Source organism: Collinsella aerofaciens (genome assembly GCF_015560135.1).
Taxonomy (GTDB): Bacteria; Actinomycetota; Coriobacteriia; order Coriobacteriales; family Coriobacteriaceae; genus Collinsella; species Collinsella aerofaciens_AN.
Genome location: NZ_JADMRH010000022.1, coordinates 23866 through 41584 on the forward strand (window position 1 = coordinate 23866; position 17719 = coordinate 41584).

The following is a 17719-nucleotide window of genomic DNA, read 5'->3' on the forward strand; positions in this document are numbered from 1 at the left end:
GTCAGTGCTATTACTATTATTAAGATATTTATATCTAAAGAAAGGTATTAAAAGATGAAGTTCACCGTCAGTCAGAGCTCGCTTACACAAGCCATCGGCGTCGTTATGAAGGGTGTCGCTTCGGCGTCCACCCTTCCCATCCTGTCGGGCGTGCTCGTCAAGGCGCAAGACGGCATCTTGGAATTCCAGACCTCTAACTACACCATCTCGATCCGTCATCGCATCGCGGCGCATGTCGAGGAAGAGGGCGAGATGGTTATCCCCTGTAAGATGCTCTCCAATATCACCAAGACCCTCCCCGATGCCCCGGTCACCTTTGAGCTGTCCGAGCGCCAGGTGCTGATTGGTTGCGAGAAGAGCTCTTTCCGCCTGAACACGCTCGATGTCAATGACTTCCCCGAGTTTCCGGCCTATGCCATCGAGAGTGCCGTGGAGCTGCCGACCGATATCTTGTCCGAAATGGTCGGCCGCGTGTGGCGCGTCACCTCGACCGACAAGGCCCGCCCCATCCTGGGTGGCGTGCACATGAAGGTCGAGAACAACACCGTTCGCCTGGTGGCGACCGATTCTTTCCGCTTGGCCGTGTGCGATACGCAGGTCGAGACCTCGACCCTCGAGGGCTCCTTTGAGCTCAACGTTCCGGCCGATGCCTTTAACGACGCGCTGAACATCATGGCAAGCCAGGCCACCATCATGATCGGGGCTACTGACACCCAGGTTGTCTTTGAGGCCGGCAACACCACCTACGTGTCTCGCCGCATCGAGGGCGTGTACCCCAACTACAAGCAGCTCATCCCCGATTCGTGCGTGACGAGCGTCAAGATTGACGTCGCCGCCTTTAACGCCGCCCTCAAACGCGTGGCCGTTATCGCGAGCGCCAACCCCACCGTCAAGTTCGAGATCGATGTCGAGAACGGGCAGATGGGCCTGTCCTCCATTTCCAATGACCAGGACCTTGCGCAGGAGACGATCGATGTCGAGGCCGAGGGCGAGTCGGGCACCATCGCCTTCAACTACCACTACATCTTCGGCTGCCTCAATGCCCTGTCCAAGGAGAAGGAGATCACGCTGGAGCTCAAGAGCTACTCGCAGGCGGGCATCTTCAAGTCCTACGACAAGATCAACTACCTGTACCTGGTCATGCCGGTCCGCATCTAGCGCTGCGCCATGACCATGTTCGCCCGCGATCTTTCCGTCGCGCACTACCGCAGCTTCGATAGCTATCGCCTTGCCCTGGACGAGGGCGTGACGATACTTGCGGGACCCAACGCGGCGGGAAAGACCAATCTTATAGAGGCGCTGCAGCTGCTGACGAGCGGCGCCTCGTTTAGGCATCCGACCGCAGCCGAGCTCGTCCATGACGGCGTGGGCTCGTGCAAGGCCGAGCTGAGGCTCGAGGGCGACGGCCGCGTACTTGATATGGGATTGAGCGCGGAGGACGGTAAGCGCTCGTTTAGCCGCAACGGCAAGAGATGCTCTGCCGCCGGTGTGCGCGGCGTTCTGCCGAGTGTGCTGTTTTGCCCCGACCATCTGGACATGGTTAAGCGAGGCGCCAGTGTGCGCCGCGCCGCCCTCGATGACTTTGGCATGCAGCTGAGCGCACGCTATGCCGATCTTGCGAGCGCCTATGGGCGCTGCGTGACCCAGCGTAACGCCTTGCTCAAGGAGACCTGGTGCTGCCGCGAGATGCTCGGCGCGTGGAACGATTCGATTGCCCGCGCGGGCTCGGCCCTGCTCGTGCACCGGTTGGCCCTGCTCGACCGGCTGGCGGGCCATGTGCGTACTGCCTACGGGCAAGTGGCGTCCGGTGAAGCCGCCAACGTGTCCTATGCGTCCACGCTGGGGGATTTGCCCCAGGTCGAGGATCGCGAAGAGCTGAAGGGCTGGGCGTACGAGCGCATGCTGGCTGCCCTTGATGAGCGCGCCGACGAGGAAATTCGCCGCGGCGTGACGTTGGTGGGACCGCATCGCGATGAGATTGAGTTTGCCGTGGCGGGCCGCTCCGCCCGTTCATTTGCCAGCCAAGGTCAGCAGCGAACGTTGGTTTTGGCCTGGAAGGTGGCGGAGGTGGCCGTGGCTCGCGATGTCCTGGGCACCGCCCCACTGCTGCTTTTGGACGACGTGATGAGCGAACTCGACGGCGAACGCCGCGGTGCTTTCCTGCGGCTGATCGGCGATGATATCCAGACGGTCATAACCACGACCAACCTGGGGTACTTTACCGATGACCTGCTTGATCGAGCCAAGGTGGTGAGCATGGGTGAGACGTGCTAATTACGAGCGCGAGAGCGAAACGGTTGCCTTCAGTGGATTTTTGAACGCAGAGCGTCAGCGCATCCTGACGGCCGCGACACCTGAGCGCCGCGCGCAGATGGAGGCTGCCGAGGAGTCGCGCGCGGTCTATCGCGCGTGGAACGCGGTGTGCTCGGGCACGCGCGAGGGGCGGCATGTGACGGGCTTGCGCTACCTGCCCGAGTCCAATGAGCTGCTGGTATATCTCGATTCGCCCTCGTGGACGCAGGAAATGACGCTGTTGCGCGAGATCATTCGCGCGCGCATGGAGCGCGCCGGTGCGCATGTGGACGGTCTGGTGTTCAAAACCACCGCGCCCGGTCACACGCCGCCCGCCGCCAAGGAGCGCCTGCGCCCGGCGACGACCGAGCGCCCGTCGGCCCCGCACGCCGACCTCAGTGAGGCCGAGCGCACCGAGATTGAGCGCCAAGTGGCGCCCATCGAAGACCAAAAACTGCGCGAGGCCCTCGAGAATGCCATGAGAGCCAGTGCCGAGTGGGCCAAGGGCGTGCAAAGCAAAAAAGAGCCTTAAATCGCATCTGGTGGCCTTGTAGAGCCAAATACCCTCGTTCCCGAGGGTATTTTTTTACGATAAACTAGTAAGGCTGTACACATTTTCTTGACTGAAGGAGGACGTGTGGCAAACGAAAACGATTACGATGGCGGCGAGATTAAGATTCTCGAAGGTCTCGAGGCCGTTCGTAAGCGCCCGGGCATGTATATCGGCTCGACGAGCGCCGGCGGTCTGCATCACCTGGTGTGGGAGATCGTTGACAACTCCGTCGACGAGGCCATGGCCGGTTTCTGCACCGAGATCCAGGTGACGGTCCACGCCGACAACTCCATCACGGTCGTCGACAACGGGCGCGGCATCCCCGTCGACGAGCACCCTGTTAAAAAGATCCCGACGCTCGAGGTCGTCATGACGATCTTGCACGCCGGCGGTAAGTTCGATAACTCGGCCTATAAGGTCTCGGGCGGCCTGCACGGCGTGGGCATCTCCGTCGTCAACGCACTGTCCAAGCGCGTGGTCGTTCAGGTTCGTCGCGATGGTAACACCTACGAGATGGAGTTCTCGCGCGGCAAGACCGTCAAGAAGATGGAGGTCGTGGGCACCTCGGATTCGACGGGCACCACCGTCACCTTCTGGCCCGACGACGAGATCTTCGAGACCTGCATCTACGATTTCGATACGCTGCACAACCGTCTGCAGGAGACGGCGTTCCTCAATAAGAACCTCAAGATCGTGCTGACCGACGAGCGCGAGGCGACTCCCCACGTGGAGGAGTTTTGCTACGAGGGCGGCATCATCGACTTCGTCAAGTTCCTCAACGAGGGCAAGGACGTCCCCGAGGCCTTTAAGGAGCCCATCTACATTGAGGGCAAATCGGACCCGGACGCGCCTGTGACCAAGATGGGCGAGGTCGAGGTTTCCCTGCAGTGGAATAGCGGCTACGGCGAGAACGTCATGTCGTTTGCCAACGACATCTACACCCCCGAGGGCGGCATGCACCTTGAGGGCTTCCGCACCGCGCTCACCCGCGTGATCAACGATTACGCGCGCAAGCAGAACCTGCTCAAGGAAAAAGACGCCAACCTGACCGGCGACGATGTGCGCGAGGGCCTTTCGGCCGTTATCTCGGTCAAGCTGCCCGACCCGCAATTTGAGGGCCAGACCAAGGCCAAGCTCGGCAGCTCCTATATGCGCGCGCTCACGCTCAAGATCGTGACCGACGGCCTTGCCGATTACCTCGAGGAGCACCCTAAGCCCGCTCGCGAGATCGTCAAGAAGGCGCAACAGGCCTGCAAGGCGCGCAATGCCGCCCGCAAGGCGCGCGAAGCGACCCGTCGCAAGAGCCTGCTCGAGACGGCGTCCCTGCCCGGTAAGCTCGCCGACTGCTCGGTGCGCGATGCCGAGCTGACCGAGCTCTTCATCGTAGAGGGCGACTCGGCAGGCGGTTCGGCCAAGGACGGCCGTCGCCGAGACATCCAGGCGATTCTGCCCCTGCGCGGCAAGATTTTGAACGTCGAACGCGTGGGCGACCACCGTGCGTTCTCGAGTGACACCATCCAGTCGCTGATTACCGCGATCGGCTGCGGCGTCACGACGAGCGCCGGCGACGGCGGCGACTTCGATATCAGCAAGGCGCGCTACCACAAGATCATCATCATGACCGATGCAGACGTCGACGGTGCACACATCCGCATCCTGCTGCTGACGTTCTTCTACAAGTACATGCGTCCGCTGATCGATGCCGGGTACGTCTATGTTGCCTGCCCGCCCATCTTTGGCATTAAGGTGCGCAACAAGATCCACTACGTGTATCCCAACGGCCGCCAGCCCGAAGACGAGATCCTGCGCGACACCATCCAGGGCCTGGGCCTGAACCCCGACGATAACGACGAGGACGGCAAGGCCAAGGACGGCAAGATCACCAAAAAGCGCAAGGGCTATACCGTCCAGCGCTACAAGGGTCTGGGCGAGATGGATCCCAAGCAGCTTGCCTCGACGACGATGGATCCCAAGACCCGCATCCTGCAGCGTGTGTCGATCGAGGACGCCGTGGTGGCGGACCGCGCCGTGCGCGAGCTGATGGGTTCCGAGGTCGGCTATCGCCGCGAGTACATTGAGAAGCACGCACATGATGCACGATTCCTTGATGCTTAAGAGGAGGTAACGTGGCAGACGATATCAACAACAATGAGGGTATGGGCGAGGCCGGCGACGCCGGCATGCCCGACGATCTGAAGCGCCTGCTTGCCCGTGCTGAGCAGGGCGAGGACGGCGATCCGGACGCCTATAACCCCGATGCCGATGATGACGAGGAAGAGGACGACGACGGCGAGCTCGAGGAGAGCTTTGGCGAAGTCGATCGCGGCGCCTCGGCCGGCGAGGATATCAATGGCGGCCAGCTCCAGATTTCGGAGTTCGGTCGCGAGATGAAGCAGTCGTTTATCGAGTATTCGATGTCGGTCATCACGGCGCGCGCCCTGCCGGACGTGCGCGATGGCTTAAAGCCGGTGCACCGCCGCATTCTGTACGCGATGAACGAGAGCGGCATCTACCCCAACCGCCCACACAAGAAGTCGGCCTGGACGGTCGGCGAAGTTATCGGTAAGTACCACCCGCATGGCGACTTCGCGGTCTATGAGGCCATGGTCCGCCTGGCGCAGTGGTTCTCCATGCGCACGCCGCTCATCGACGGTCACGGTAACTTCGGCAACATCGACGGCGACGGCGCGGCGGCCATGCGTTACACCGAGAGCCGTCTGGCAAAGCCCGCCATGGAACTGCTGCGTGACTTGCAGAAGGATACCGTCGACTGGCAGCCCAACTACGACGAATCGCTCGCCGAGCCCGTGGCGCTGCCTGCGCGCTTCCCCAACCTGCTGGTCAACGGCAGCCAGGGCATCGCCGTCGGCATGGCCACCAACATCGCCCCGCATAACCTCACCGAGGCGATCGAGGCCACCTGCTACCTGATCGACAACCCCGACGCCACCGTCGACGAGCTCATGCAGATCATGCCCGGTCCGGACTTCCCCACCGGCGCCATCATCATGGGCAGCGCCGGCATTAAGCAGAGTTACGAGACCGGCCGCGGCTCCATTACCGTGCGCGCCAAGGCACATGTGGAGTCCACCAAGACCGGCCGCAGCCGCTTGGTCTTTACCGAGATTCCCTACATGGTCAACAAAGGCACCCTGCAGGAGAAGATCGTCCAGCTCGTCAACGACAAACGCATCGAGGGCATCTCGGATATGCGCGATGAGTCCAACCAGAAGGGTATCCGCCTGGTCATCGAGCTCAAGAAGGGCGTCATTCCGCAGGTCGTACTCAACAATCTGTATAAGTACACCTCGCTGCAGACGACCTTTGGCGCCAACAACTTGGCGCTCGTCAACGGCGTTCCCAAATGCCTGAGCCTGCGCGAGATGTTGCAGCACTACATCGACCACCAGGTCGACGTCGTCACTCGCCGCACCCGTTTTGACCTTAAGAAGGCCCAGGCCCGCGCGCATATCCTCGAGGGCTACCTGATGGCCCTTGACCATATCGACGAGGTCATCAGCATTATCCGCTCCTCGCAGACTGATTCCGAGGCCAGCAGCCGCTTGATCGAGCGCTTTGGCTTTACGCCCGAGCAGACCACGGCCATCCTCGAGATGAAGCTGCGCCGCCTGACCGGCCTGGAGCGCAACAAGATCCAAGAAGAGTTGGACGGCCTGCGCCGCGCCATCGCCTACTACGAGGACCTGCTGGCGCATGAGGAGAAGATCCTGGGCGTCATCAAGGAAGAGATGCGCGAGATCTCCAAGAAGTTCGGCGACCAGCGCCGCACCGAGATCAGCCAGGTTGAGAAGGACCTGGATGTCGAGGACCTCATCGCCGACGAGGATATGGTCGTGACCATCACCCACACCGGCTATGTCAAGCGCATTCCGGTGGCCGCCTACCGTGCCCAGAAACGCGGTGGCAAGGGCGTGTCGGGTGTCAACCTCAAAGAGGACGACGTTATCGATGAGATGTTCATCGCGTCCACGCACGAGTACGTGCTGTTCTTCTCGAGCAAGGGCAAGGTCTATCGCCTGAAGGTGCACGAGCTGCCGGTGGGTACGCGCCAAGCGCGCGGTACCGCGATCGTCAACCTGCTGCCTTTCGAGGAGGGCGAGAAGATCGCGAGCGTCATCAGCTGCCGCGAGTTCCCGGCCGACGAGTACCTGATGTTTGCCACCAAGAGTGGCATGGTCAAGAAGACCGTGATGAGCGCATACGACCGCAGCCGTCGCGACGGCCTGATCGCTATCAACCTGCGTGACGACGACGCGCTGCTGAACGTGCGCCGCGTGCGCGAGGGTGACAAGATTATCCTGGCCACCACCGCGGGCAAGGCGATCATGTTCTCCGAGGAGCAGGTGCGCGCCACCGGCCGCGATACCAGCGGCGTTCGCGGTATCGGTATGAAGGACGGCGTGAGCGTTCTGGGCATGGAAGTCACTAACGGCAACGGCGATCTGTTCGTCATCACCGAGCGCGGCTACGGCAAACGCACGCCGGTCGCGGACTACCCGGAGCAGAATCGCGGTGGCCAAGGCGTCTACACCATCCAAATGACCGAGCGTAAGGGTAACCTCGCGGCCATGAAGACGGTGGGCCCGCAGCACGAGCTGTTCATCGTGACGGAAGGCGCGACGGTCATTCGCGTCAAGACCGACGAGATCAGCCAGACTGGCCGCGCCACCCAGGGCGTCAAGATGATGACCGTCGACGACAACGACCGCATCTGCGCCGTAGCCCGCATGACAGCCGCCAAAGAGAAGCCCGAAGGTGAAGCCACGGAAAACGGCTCTGCCCCCGAAGAAACCCCTGTCGATCTAGGCGACGGCAACGACATGCCAGAAGATCTCCTAGACGAGTAAGAGGCCCTAGCTGGTAGAAAATATCAGACCCCATATATCGGCGGTCGGCGCACCTGCGCGCCGACCGCTTTTTTGAAAACCTAGGGACCCGCGTTCGCCCCGGCCGCCCGGCGGCCGGGGCGAACCCCTCCAAAGATTTTCAAAAAAGTTGTTGACGCGCGCGTAACGACTCGTCTAATATATCCCTTGCGCGATGGACCTGTAGCTCAGTTGGTTAGAGCGTCCGGCTGATAACCGGGAGGTCACAAGTTCGAATCTTGTCAGGTCCACCACTTTCTTTCGCAATAAACACCCCAGCGAGAGCCGAGTCGCCGCTGGGGTGTTTATTACTGTCTCCGTGGGGGTTTAGCTCAGCTGGGAGAGCGCGGGCTTTGCAAGCCTGAGGTCAGGGGTTCGATCCCCCTAACCTCCACCATGATGGACCTGTAGCTCAGTTGGTTAGAGCGTCCGGCTGATAACCGGGAGGTCACAAGTTCGAATCTTGTCAGGTCCACCATCAAAACTGTGAAGAGCCCTGAGGCGTTGCCTCGGGGCTTTTTTCTTGTCTGCGATAAATCTCATTTTGGTTTTGTGTGCTGTGCGAAAGATTGGGTAGTATAGCTATTCAATGCGGCGACCCTGCCGCGTGTTATCCGCTACGTACCGGAGGTGTTCCATGGTTCGTGTCGACATAGAGACCATCGTCATGGCCGCCGGTCCCGTGCCATCGCTTATCGTGCTTCGCGAGCGCTGCAGCAAATCGGACTCGCCCGCGCCGTTGCGTTCCCTTTCCATTCAGACTGGTTCGTTTGAGGCTGCTGCCATTAGCCGCGGCATCGATAGCGGCCGCGCCGAGCGCCCGATTACCCATGACCTGCTGCTCGATACTGTTAGCGCCCTGGGCGCCAAGCTCGAGCGCATCGAGATCGTTCGCGCCGAGCCGCCGGTGTTCTACGCGACGATCGTCGTACTGGCCGATGGTGACGAGCGCAAGATCGACGCCCGCCCCAGTGATGCCATTGCCCTTGCCGTGCGCAGCAATGCCCCCATGTTTGTGGAGGACGACATCATGAATCGCCTGGGTACCGTTTCTGCCCATGCCGAGGAAGTTGACGACGAGCAGGAGTTCGAGAAGTTCGACGAGTTCGTCCATACGCTCTCCCCCGATGATTTCTAAATGCGGGGCGGCCAGGTTGTGGAGCGTTCGCTGATGGCCGGCGGCATGTCGGCCGAGGCGGCTGCGATCGCTCGCGAGGCCCAGATGCGCTCGGAGGCTTCTGAGGCGGCTCGCATTGCCTATGTGACGCAGGCCCGCACGCTTCGCGAACGCCGCGGTTCGTTTATCAAGATGGTTGTCATCTCCGCCCTTGTCGCGGCAATCTGTTCGCGCCTTCGTGGTACAGTTGGTGCGCTTGGGTTTTCGATCTCTACGGGCCTGGTGATCTGGGGCGTGGTCGATGCGGTCATGCTGACTAGCCAGATCAAGGTGCTCGACAAACGCGCGGCGGACATGATGCGCGCCCGCGATGCCGCTGCTAAGATCGCCGCCGAGGCGCAAGAACTGTAACGACGCCAGACTCGATGGGAAGGTCTAAAGATGGCACAGGATATGCAGGATGCCGGTAACGTCTCCGCCGAGCTCGACGCCATGGTGTGCGATCTGATCGGCGCGTTCTTGGACGACCTTGCCGCCGGCGAGAATCCGGGCGTAGTTGTGGCGATCGAGGACGCTGCTTCCAACCGATATCTGGCGGCGCTCGATGAGGATGGCGAAGAGGCGTGCCTCGAGGCGGCCACCAACTTTATCTCCGAGCACAAGATGGGTCTTAAGGACGAGGGCCTGGGCCGTATCGTCCGCTATGCCATCGGCTATACCGGCTGCGTCGAGATTGACGGTGGCTACCACGACGCTCTGCTCGTGAGCTTCTTTGAGACTACGCTCGAGAGCGGTTTTTCGGCATATGTGCTGTATGAGGGCATGGGCGCCGGCGATGGTTTTATGTGGAGCGACCCTGAACCTGCAGGTGAGGAAACCCCTCTCATCTAAAATCGCTAAAATAAACGAGTTTTCGGTAAAAGGCTCAATATTCCCGCCGAGCGTTGTGTTGCTAGGCGGGTCGCATACGCGTGCCGTTTGTGTATAGATAGAAGATAGGGGAACTACATGCGCGTAGACAATCTGAGAAACATCGCCATCATCGCCCACGTCGACCACGGCAAGACGACGATGGTCGATAAGCTCCTGCGTGCCACGGACGCCTTCCGTGCCAATCAGCAGGTCGAGGACCGCGTCCTGGATTCCAACGACCAGGAGCGCGAGCGCGGCATTACGATTCTCGCCAAGAACATCTCTATCGAGTACAAGGACGTCAAGATCAACGTCATCGACACCCCGGGCCACGCCGACTTTGGCGGCGAGGTCGAGCGCGTGCTGCGTATGGCCGACGGCGCCCTGCTGCTGGTCGACGCCTTTGAGGGCCCCATGCCCCAGACCCGCTTTGTGCTGCGTCACGCTATCGACACCGGCCTCAAGATCATGATCGTCATCAACAAGATCGACCGTCCGGGCGCCAACCCCGAGAAGGCCTACAACGACTGCCTGGACCTCATGGCCGACCTGGGCGCCACCGACGACCAGCTTGAGTTCGCCATGGAGCACGTGGTCTACGCCAGCGCCATGAATGGCTTTGCCCGCCTCGATCCCGAGGATGGCAACATGGACATGTACCCGCTGCTCGATATGATCATCGACGACATGCCCGCGCCCGAGGTTGACGAGAACGCCCCGCTGGCCATGCAGTGCGTGACTATCGACCACTCCAACTTCGTTGGCCGTATCGGCATCGGTCGCGTGTACTCCGGCACCATCCACCAGGGCGACCAGATTCTGGTCGTCAAGAACGACGGCTCCAGCGCCACCTCTACCGTCAAGCAGCTCTTTACCTTCGACTATCTGGGTCGCACTGAGTGCCAGGAAGTCGGCGCCGGCGATATCGCTGCTGTCGTGGGTATCGACCGCACCGATATCGGCGATGTTTACACCGACCCCGAGAACCCCGTCGAGCTCGAGCCCATCGAGATTGACCCGCCGACCCTGTCCATCGTCTTTGAGGCTTCGACCTCCCCGCTCGTCGGTCGCGACGGCGACATCGTGGGCGCCCGTCAGCTCAAGGAGCGCCTGTTCAACGAGGCCGAGAACAACGTGACCATGAAGATCGAGGAGCTCGAGGACAAGAGCGGCGTCGAGGTCTCGGGCCGCGGCATCCTGCACCTGTCCGTCCTGATGGAGTCTATGCGCCGCGAGGGCTTTGAGTTCCAGGTCGGCCGTCCCCGTGTTCTGTTTAAGAAGGACGAGAACGGCAACAAGATGGAGCCTGTCGAGCAGGCCGTCGTCGAGTGCCCGGACGAGTACTCGGGCAAGGTCGTTGAGGTCTTCGGTACCTCCGGTGGCATCATGACGAGCATGGACACCTCGGGCATCGTGACGCACCTCGAGTTCAAGATTCCGACGCGCGGCATCATGGGTCTTAAGAACCGCATCATGAACGTCACCCACGGCGAGGGCGTGTTCTACCACACCTTCCTGGAGTATGGTCCTTACGCCGGTGAGATCGGTAACCGTCAGAACGGCGCCATGATCTCCATGACCACCGAGAAGGCCGTTGCCTATGCCCTGGGTACGCTGCAGGAGCGCGGCCAGCTGTTTGTTGAGCCGGGCACCGAGTGCTATGAGGGCATGATCGTGGGCGAGCGCAGCAAGGCCGGCGACATGGTCGTCAACATCGCCCGTACCAAGAACCTGGGCAACCAGCGTTCCTCGACCTCCGATATCTCCGTCCAGCTGGTGCCGCCCCGCACCTTCTCGCTGGAGGAGGCGCTGGAGTATATCGCCGACGACGAGCTGGTCGAGATTACTCCCAAGAACATTCGTCTGCGCAAGCGTCTGCTCAACGCCACCGACCGCAAGAAGGCTGCCGTCCGCGCCGGCCAAGTCAACAAATAAGCGCTGGGGCTTATAACCGCCAATAAGAAAGGGCGTCGACCGCGATGGTCGGCGCCCTTTTTGGTGCAAGGGGGACGGGTTAGTTTGCACCGCAGCTGGGGCGACTATCCCTCCGATTGGCTTCCCAGCCAAAGTAAAGTTGTTTAAACATATACATAATTCCACTGAATATAGCCGGTATGATGCAAAACTGTTAACAGATAAATATCAACTGGTATTAAATTAAAAGACCTATTGACCTGCGGTTTACATGATTGGTATCTATATATTATTTTATGCATTGTGGCATAGACGAACCATCTTAGAAGGTGCTCCCCAATGGGTTCTTGCAATGCGCTAGGTAGGTTCTCGTTGATGTTGGGGCTTGTGTTCGATCCGACGATTCGCCGTATTCCACACTGTGTTGTAGGAATTAGGGGACAACTATGGACGTACACCGCTCACGGTCGCTGGGTATGGCGGCTCTGATTTTCATTTTGATTTGCCTCACCGCCGCAGTGTTTTACGGTGCGGCCCCCGTGCGCGCCGATGACGTTGCGAAGCCCGATCCGATTGCGATCGATGGGGATACGGCGACGGTTGATGTCAGGCTGTATACCGATGAGCACCATACTCAAAAGCTCGAGGATCCCGTAACGTCCACTTCGACGCTCTATGGAGCTTTCTCGGCACAATTCAAAGGCGGCAAGGCGCCTACGCCCGAGAAGAACATCGCTGTCTATAAGCTGCCCGACACCATTGTCGTTGACGACAACGACGGCGGCGACCTCATGGAGGGTTCGGAAGCCACTGCCGCCAAGGCTGGCACGTGGAAGATTAAGGACAATAAGGTCATCTTTGCGTTTGACAAAAACTGGCTTGCGTCAAACCCTGCGGAGATTTATGTCGGAGCCAATTTGTCGTTCGAGCTTGCAGACAAGGACACCAGCTCAGGCGGCAACGCATCTGTCGTGTTCCCTGGTGTGGGAACGATCAAAATCCCTATCAAGGACGGCAAAGTCACGGGGACGAAGTCGGGGACCTTCTCCCAGGGCGCAGATGGCGTGGCCAAGGTTACCTGGACTGTTACGCTTACCGTAGAGTCGTATGCTACGGACGTTAGCTTCACTGATACGCTGGGCGACAACTTCGACTTTGTGAACGACAGTTTCAAGCTCGACGGCAAGAAGCTTGACTCCCAGCCGATGATCGACGGCCAGGTCGTAACCCTCGACAGCCTGGGCAACCTTTCCCGGGGCAACCACACGATCACGTACGATACGGTGCTGAAGAGCGGCGTTGCCGCGAACGGCGGCGATTTGATCAAAGCTGAGAATACGGCAACGTGGAATTGGGCTGGCTCAAGCGACAGCGATAACAGAACAGCTACGGCTGAGCCTGTTACATTCGGCTATGACATGATCAAGAAGTCCAATGGCTCAGGCACGCCGTCGGACATCAAGTGGACGGTCAAGCTCAACCAAGGCAAGCTCAAGGCCGACATGAGCGGATACATGTTCACCGATAATCTGGACGGAAAACAGACGTATACGGGCAACTTTGCGGTTTACAAAGGCGACTCGGAGGCGAGCGGAGTCAAGATTTGTGAAAGAAAACTTGAACCTAAGGATAATTACTTTTCCCATACGTTCCCGAACAACCTTGAGGATAAGTACGCCACCTACTGCATCGTTTATCACACCAAGATGAACGATACGAGCTCGTACGACACCGTGCGCAACAGCGCGACCATCGAGCGCAAAGGTTCCGTTTCCGGTACGGATGATGGCAGTTTCACGCCGCAGCTGACGGGTGTTGTGCCGATCACCAAGAGGCTCGTGAGATACGATGAGGCGGCGACGACGGGCAGGGCGACGTGGGAGACGAAGGTCGCGCTGAAGGCGATCGTCAATGCGGCCCATCCAGGCGAGGTGACGGTGAAGGACACGTTTCAGTCGGCATGGTCGCAGAAACTTGGTGTCGACGAAAGCTCCATTACCATTAAAATCGGCAATACCGAGCTGGTTCCGGGCACCGACTGGAGACCAACGACCAGCTATCCGGGTAATGAAACAAAGAAAAACTACGACCTCAAGATCATCGTTACCGACAACGTGAAAGCCGCTCTCGAGAACGAGGACTACGCCGTTATCACCTACGACACTACATCAGAAGCGCTGTCGGGCTGGTACTCAAACTTCGCAGCGGTCGAAGCACCGGGCCTGAGACTACAGTGGCCGTTCACCGAACCCATCAAGTACGTTGTCAACCGAGAAACGATGCCCGCGGTCGAGAAGCCGGAAGCGGAGTCGAAGGTGTCTTGGGTTGAGAACTTCGATTGGCATACCGTTGACGGCTCGGATGAGAAGGGCGCCTGGAACGTCGACTGGACGGTGTATGCAAACCGCCAAAAGGGTAATAAGGGCGCAAATGGCGAGTTCGAATACTATGGAGCTGGAAAGCTGGGCGGGAAACCGCTGAATATCGTTGATAGCCTTCCGGATGGTATGAGCTATGTTGCGAATTCCGCAAAGTATACGCTCGTGCAGAACCCCTATGATAAACATACGGGGCTTCATCGCGGAGGCGAGGCCAAGGAGGTCGTTACGGGTCGGACGCTCGCCGCCGACAACGTCAGCCGCAACGGCAATACGGTCACCTTCTCCATCCCCACGACTGAGCTTGAAAGCTATGCCGGCTACGCAAAGCTCACGTACAAGACGGCGGTCAAGCGCGGTGAGCTCGATACCTCCACAAACGAGGTGAAGTTCACCAACAAGGCCAGCGCGGGGTCAGGAGTTAAAAAGTTCGATTCCGGTAAAGGTGACGTCATCATTAAGAACAACGTCATCAAAAAGTCCGGCGAGCAGGTTGCCAATAGCAATCGCATCAAATACACCATTCTTGTTAACGAGTCTGCCGTTGCCCTTAAAAATGGCACCGACTTCCTTGAGCTCGTCGATACCATGGATGCCAAGTGCGCGCTGGTGCCGTCGACGCTTAAGGTCTATGAGCGCGTGAACAACGATTGGTCTGAGCTGGCCGATAAGGATTATTCGTCAAAGATGGAGCAGGTCAACAACGAATCTGGCTCATGTACGAGATTGACACTTAACGTGCCCGATGAGAAATACCTCAAGGTCGAGTACGAGGTCATCCCGAGCGGAAATCCTGGCAACAAGGTTCCTCTTTCCAATACCGCCATGCTTACGGGTGTGAAGGACGGTTCTGCGACTGATGATCAAACATGGGAAATTAAAAAAGCTTCTGCCAGCGCAGGTGGCAACGGCTACGGCATCACGATGACCAAGTACGACGCCCAGCAGGTCGGTGCGACGCTCGAGCGTGCGGAGTTTACGCTCTACAGCGTGAATATGGACCAGGTTGCAACGGTGGGTATCGAGAATGCAAGGACTAAGTTTGAAGCCGTCCCCACCGACGCCAACGGCAAAATCTCGTTTGGCGCAGAAGGCAAGGCGATGGTAAATTGCGTGCTCTACCAGCTCGTGGAGACGAAAGCGCCTGACGGCTATGCCGCGGCGGCGCCCACGTGGATCATGCTTAAGGGCAATGCTGACGATGAGGAGTATCAAACTGAGCTCAATAAAGCGAAGAGCATCGTCAAAGACTCCGAAATCATCGGCGATGACAAAAAGGACGAGATCTGGATCTACGACAATCGCCTAACGGGCTCTGCGGTTATTAAAGCAAAGAAAGTGCTTGAAGGTGGCACCTTCAAGGCGGGACAGTTCTCGTTCGAGCTCAAGGATGCCGAGGGCAAGGTGCTCCAGACGGTGACTAATGACGCCGAGGGCAATGTCTCCTTCAACGTCGACTACAACAAGGCCGATACCTACACTTACACCATCTCTGAGGTCGTCCCCGAGGGCGCCGAGAACAACGTCAAGGACCACATCACTTACGACACAGTCGGGCACAATGTCACGGTTAACGTGACTATCGACAATAAAAATGAGCAGCTCGACACCGTCGTCAAGTATGACGATGACTCCCAGGTGCCGCCGACTTTTATCAACAAGTATTCGACCACGCTACCTGAGGCGGGCGGGGCTGGTTTGACTATGACGTATTTAGCTGGTGCTTCGATGCTGTGTTTTGCTGCGACATGGATGCATACTCGTCGCCATCGCGATCAAGGTCGAGGTGGTAGCCGTGAGTAGGCTTTGCCGCCGCTTGTTGGCTATCGCGACAATAGTTACGGTCGCAATGCTCTCTTTTGCGATGTTGCCCGGGATGGCCCGCGCGGCAGGCACTGGAGCCATTACGGTGGACGGTACGGTTGCGACGCGGTATGACGCGTACCGGCTCTTTTCGGCGACCGTTGTCGACGACGCCGATACTGACCAAAAAATTGCAACTGACGTAACGTGGGCGAATGATGCCGTTTGCCAGGCCGTTCTCCCGGTGCTTCATGACGTGGGGCTTGATAGCTCGGCATCGACGGCGCAAGAGGCTGCCGAATGGATGAATGGCGACGGACACATGACGACCGCTCTGGCGACAAAACTCGCCAGAGCAATTTGCAGATCCGGCGTCCCTTCCGTGGCCCTTAACGCGGGCACGGTGGCCGAGCTGCCCTGCGGCTACTGGCTCATCGTCGCCGACGACGACGCCATCGCCCAGGGCGAGGCCGGCACCGCGCCGATCATGGCCCTGGTCGGCGGCAGCGCCGTCACCGTCAAGCCCAAGGCTGCGACGCCCAAGGTCGCCAAGCACGTGCTGGAGGACAGCACCACTGCATGGCAGAAGGCCGCCGACGCCACGGTCGCCGACGACCTGTACTGGCGCCTCTCGGCTACGGTCCCGGCCGGGCTCACGGCCTACGACACCTATACGGTGCGGTTCGTCGACACCATGGGCGCGGGACTCGACCCCTCCAAGGTGGCCGCGAGCATGCGCGTGTACGTGGCGGCGGGCGCGGACGGCGGCTTTGACGCCGTCCCGACCGGCAAGGACGGCCGCGCCGGCACCGAGCCCGCGAAGGGCTGGACCGACATCACGGCCCAGTGCGGGGTCTCGGTCGACGGTAAGACCTTCACCGTGCGCACCGGCGACCTGATCGCCGCGCTCGGCGGGGCCGACGCCTTTACCGCGGGCGCCCGCGTGGTCGCCGTGTACAATGCGCCGCTCAGCAGCGCATGCAACCACGGCATCGCGAAGGGCAACCCCAACGAGGTCTACCTGCGCTACCCGCGCTCTCCCTTTGCCGACCAGTCCGGTGACGCCGGCTTCACCCGCACGCCGAGCGATGACGCGTGCGCCTACACCTGGGGACTCAGCCTCATCAAGCGCTCAAGCTCGGACGATAAACCGCTCGCGGGCGCCAAATTGCGCATCATCGATGACCGCGGGCGCATCCTAACGACCGACGGCTCGTGGTCGACGGATGCCGACGCGTGCGTCACCACGGGCGCGGATGGCCATGTGGAATTGAGCGGTGTTGACGCGGGTGTCTACACCGTCGAGGAGGTCGCGGCTCCCAAGGGCTACACCGCCTTTGAAGGCAAACGTACGGTGACGGTTACGGCCGAGGGATTGGACGTTAAACAGGTTGCAGTCGCGAAGCCCAAGGTGACCGTGTCGGCCGAAAGCCCTCTGCGGGTTGATACCGCCGATGCCGGGACGGGTTCGATTGAGCTGTCGGTGCTCAACACCCCAAGCAAAGAAGCAAGTCGAGGCTTTATGCCCTCGACGGGAGATAGAACGTTGGTGCTAGTGGCGGTTTTGGCTGCCATCGGAGTGGCGGTTATTGTTGTCGCGCTCGTCATCAAGCGGGGAGGAGGTCGCCGTGAAAAATAATTATCCCCTCTGCTCAATGGCGAACTGCCTCCGTAGCGAGTGATGCGTAGGCCTACCGACCTGATGATCATTGGTTTTGAAAAAGTTACTAGAGAACCCTCCATGAAAAGCGGGGCACCCGGTCGATATGACCGAGTGCCCCGCCTCGTTACGGGCTTTAGCCTGTGCGGGGCGCGCAGCGCGCCGCATCAGAAACCACCCGCTATGCGGGTGGGGCCAAACGGC

Annotated in this window: 11 protein-coding genes and 3 tRNA genes; all 14 read left to right on the plus strand. The window is 59.8% G+C overall.

Features of this window, described 5'->3' with window-relative positions; translation table 11 throughout:
- Positions 1-54: 54 nt before the first annotated feature.
- The 14 genes from dnaN to I2H19_RS08585 all read left to right on the plus strand — a co-directional run bounded on the left by dnaN (position 55) and on the right by I2H19_RS08585 (position 17494).
- On the plus strand, positions 55-1158 hold the full coding sequence (dnaN, locus tag I2H19_RS08520; RefSeq protein ID WP_195622372.1) for a DNA polymerase III subunit beta: 1104 nt from the start codon (positions 55-57) through the stop codon (positions 1156-1158).
- Between the two features lie 9 nt (positions 1159-1167).
- Positions 1168-2274, plus strand: coding sequence for a DNA replication/repair protein RecF (gene recF / locus I2H19_RS08525; RefSeq protein ID WP_195444043.1), 1107 nt, complete (start codon positions 1168-1170; stop codon positions 2272-2274).
- The gene (locus I2H19_RS08530) at positions 2261-2824 is read left to right on the plus strand and encodes a DciA family protein (protein WP_271745847.1); all 564 of its coding nucleotides are present in this window, start codon (positions 2261-2263) and stop codon (positions 2822-2824) included. The genes recF and I2H19_RS08530 overlap by 14 nt, the downstream gene beginning before the upstream one ends.
- 105 nt (positions 2825-2929) lie before the next feature.
- On the plus strand, positions 2930-4960 hold the full coding sequence (gene gyrB, locus I2H19_RS08535; RefSeq protein ID WP_195622373.1) for a DNA topoisomerase (ATP-hydrolyzing) subunit B: 2031 nt from the start codon (positions 2930-2932) through the stop codon (positions 4958-4960).
- A gap of 41 nt (positions 4961-5001) precedes the next feature.
- Positions 5002-7713: a DNA gyrase subunit A gene (gene gyrA / locus I2H19_RS08540; RefSeq protein ID WP_195622382.1), complete on the plus strand. Its 2712-nt coding sequence runs from the start codon at positions 5002-5004 to the stop codon at positions 7711-7713.
- Positions 7714-7908: 195 nt separating this feature from the next.
- A tRNA-Ile gene (locus I2H19_RS08545) sits at positions 7909-7985 on the plus strand.
- A 67-nt stretch (positions 7986-8052) separates the two neighbouring features.
- Positions 8053-8128 (plus strand) — tRNA-Ala (locus I2H19_RS08550).
- Between the two features lie 4 nt (positions 8129-8132).
- Positions 8133-8209, plus strand: a tRNA-Ile gene (locus I2H19_RS08555).
- Positions 8210-8368: 159 nt separating this feature from the next.
- Positions 8369-8869: a bifunctional nuclease family protein gene (locus I2H19_RS08560; RefSeq protein ID WP_195622374.1), complete on the plus strand. Its 501-nt coding sequence runs from the start codon at positions 8369-8371 to the stop codon at positions 8867-8869.
- Positions 8870-8887: 18 nt separating this feature from the next.
- Complete coding sequence (locus I2H19_RS08565; RefSeq protein ID WP_195622375.1) at positions 8888-9259, plus strand: hypothetical protein; 372 nt, start codon at positions 8888-8890, stop codon at positions 9257-9259.
- Positions 9260-9289: 30 nt separating this feature from the next.
- Entirely contained in the window at positions 9290-9739 is a 450-nt protein-coding gene (locus tag I2H19_RS08570) for a hypothetical protein (protein ID WP_055287538.1), read from the plus strand.
- 117 nt (positions 9740-9856) lie between these two features.
- Complete coding sequence (gene typA / locus I2H19_RS08575) at positions 9857-11695, plus strand: translational GTPase TypA (protein WP_195622376.1); 1839 nt, start codon at positions 9857-9859, stop codon at positions 11693-11695.
- Between the two features lie 425 nt (positions 11696-12120).
- Positions 12121-15855 (plus strand): Spy0128 family protein, encoded by a 3735-nt coding sequence (locus tag I2H19_RS08580; protein ID WP_195622377.1) that lies wholly within the window; start codon positions 12121-12123, stop codon positions 15853-15855.
- Between the two features lie 106 nt (positions 15856-15961).
- Positions 15962-17494, plus strand: a complete 1533-nt coding sequence (locus I2H19_RS08585; protein WP_271759850.1) for a SpaA isopeptide-forming pilin-related protein — start codon at positions 15962-15964, stop codon at positions 17492-17494.
- Positions 17495-17719 lie beyond the last annotated feature (225 nt).

Coding starts and splice junctions, on each gene's coding strand:
- dnaN (WP_195622372.1), top strand. CDS start 55: ATGAAGTTCACCGTCAGTCAGAGCTCGCTTACACAAGCCATCGGCGTC.
- recF (WP_195444043.1), top strand. CDS start 1,168: ATGACCATGTTCGCCCGCGATCTTTCCGTCGCGCACTACCGCAGCTTC.
- gyrA (WP_195622382.1), top strand. CDS start 5,002: ATGGGCGAGGCCGGCGACGCCGGCATGCCCGACGATCTGAAGCGCCTG.
- I2H19_RS08560 (WP_195622374.1), top strand. CDS start 8,369: ATGGTTCGTGTCGACATAGAGACCATCGTCATGGCCGCCGGTCCCGTG.
- I2H19_RS08570 (WP_055287538.1), top strand. CDS start 9,290: ATGGCACAGGATATGCAGGATGCCGGTAACGTCTCCGCCGAGCTCGAC.
- typA (WP_195622376.1), top strand. CDS start 9,857: ATGCGCGTAGACAATCTGAGAAACATCGCCATCATCGCCCACGTCGAC.
- I2H19_RS08580 (WP_195622377.1), top strand. CDS start 12,121: ATGGACGTACACCGCTCACGGTCGCTGGGTATGGCGGCTCTGATTTTC.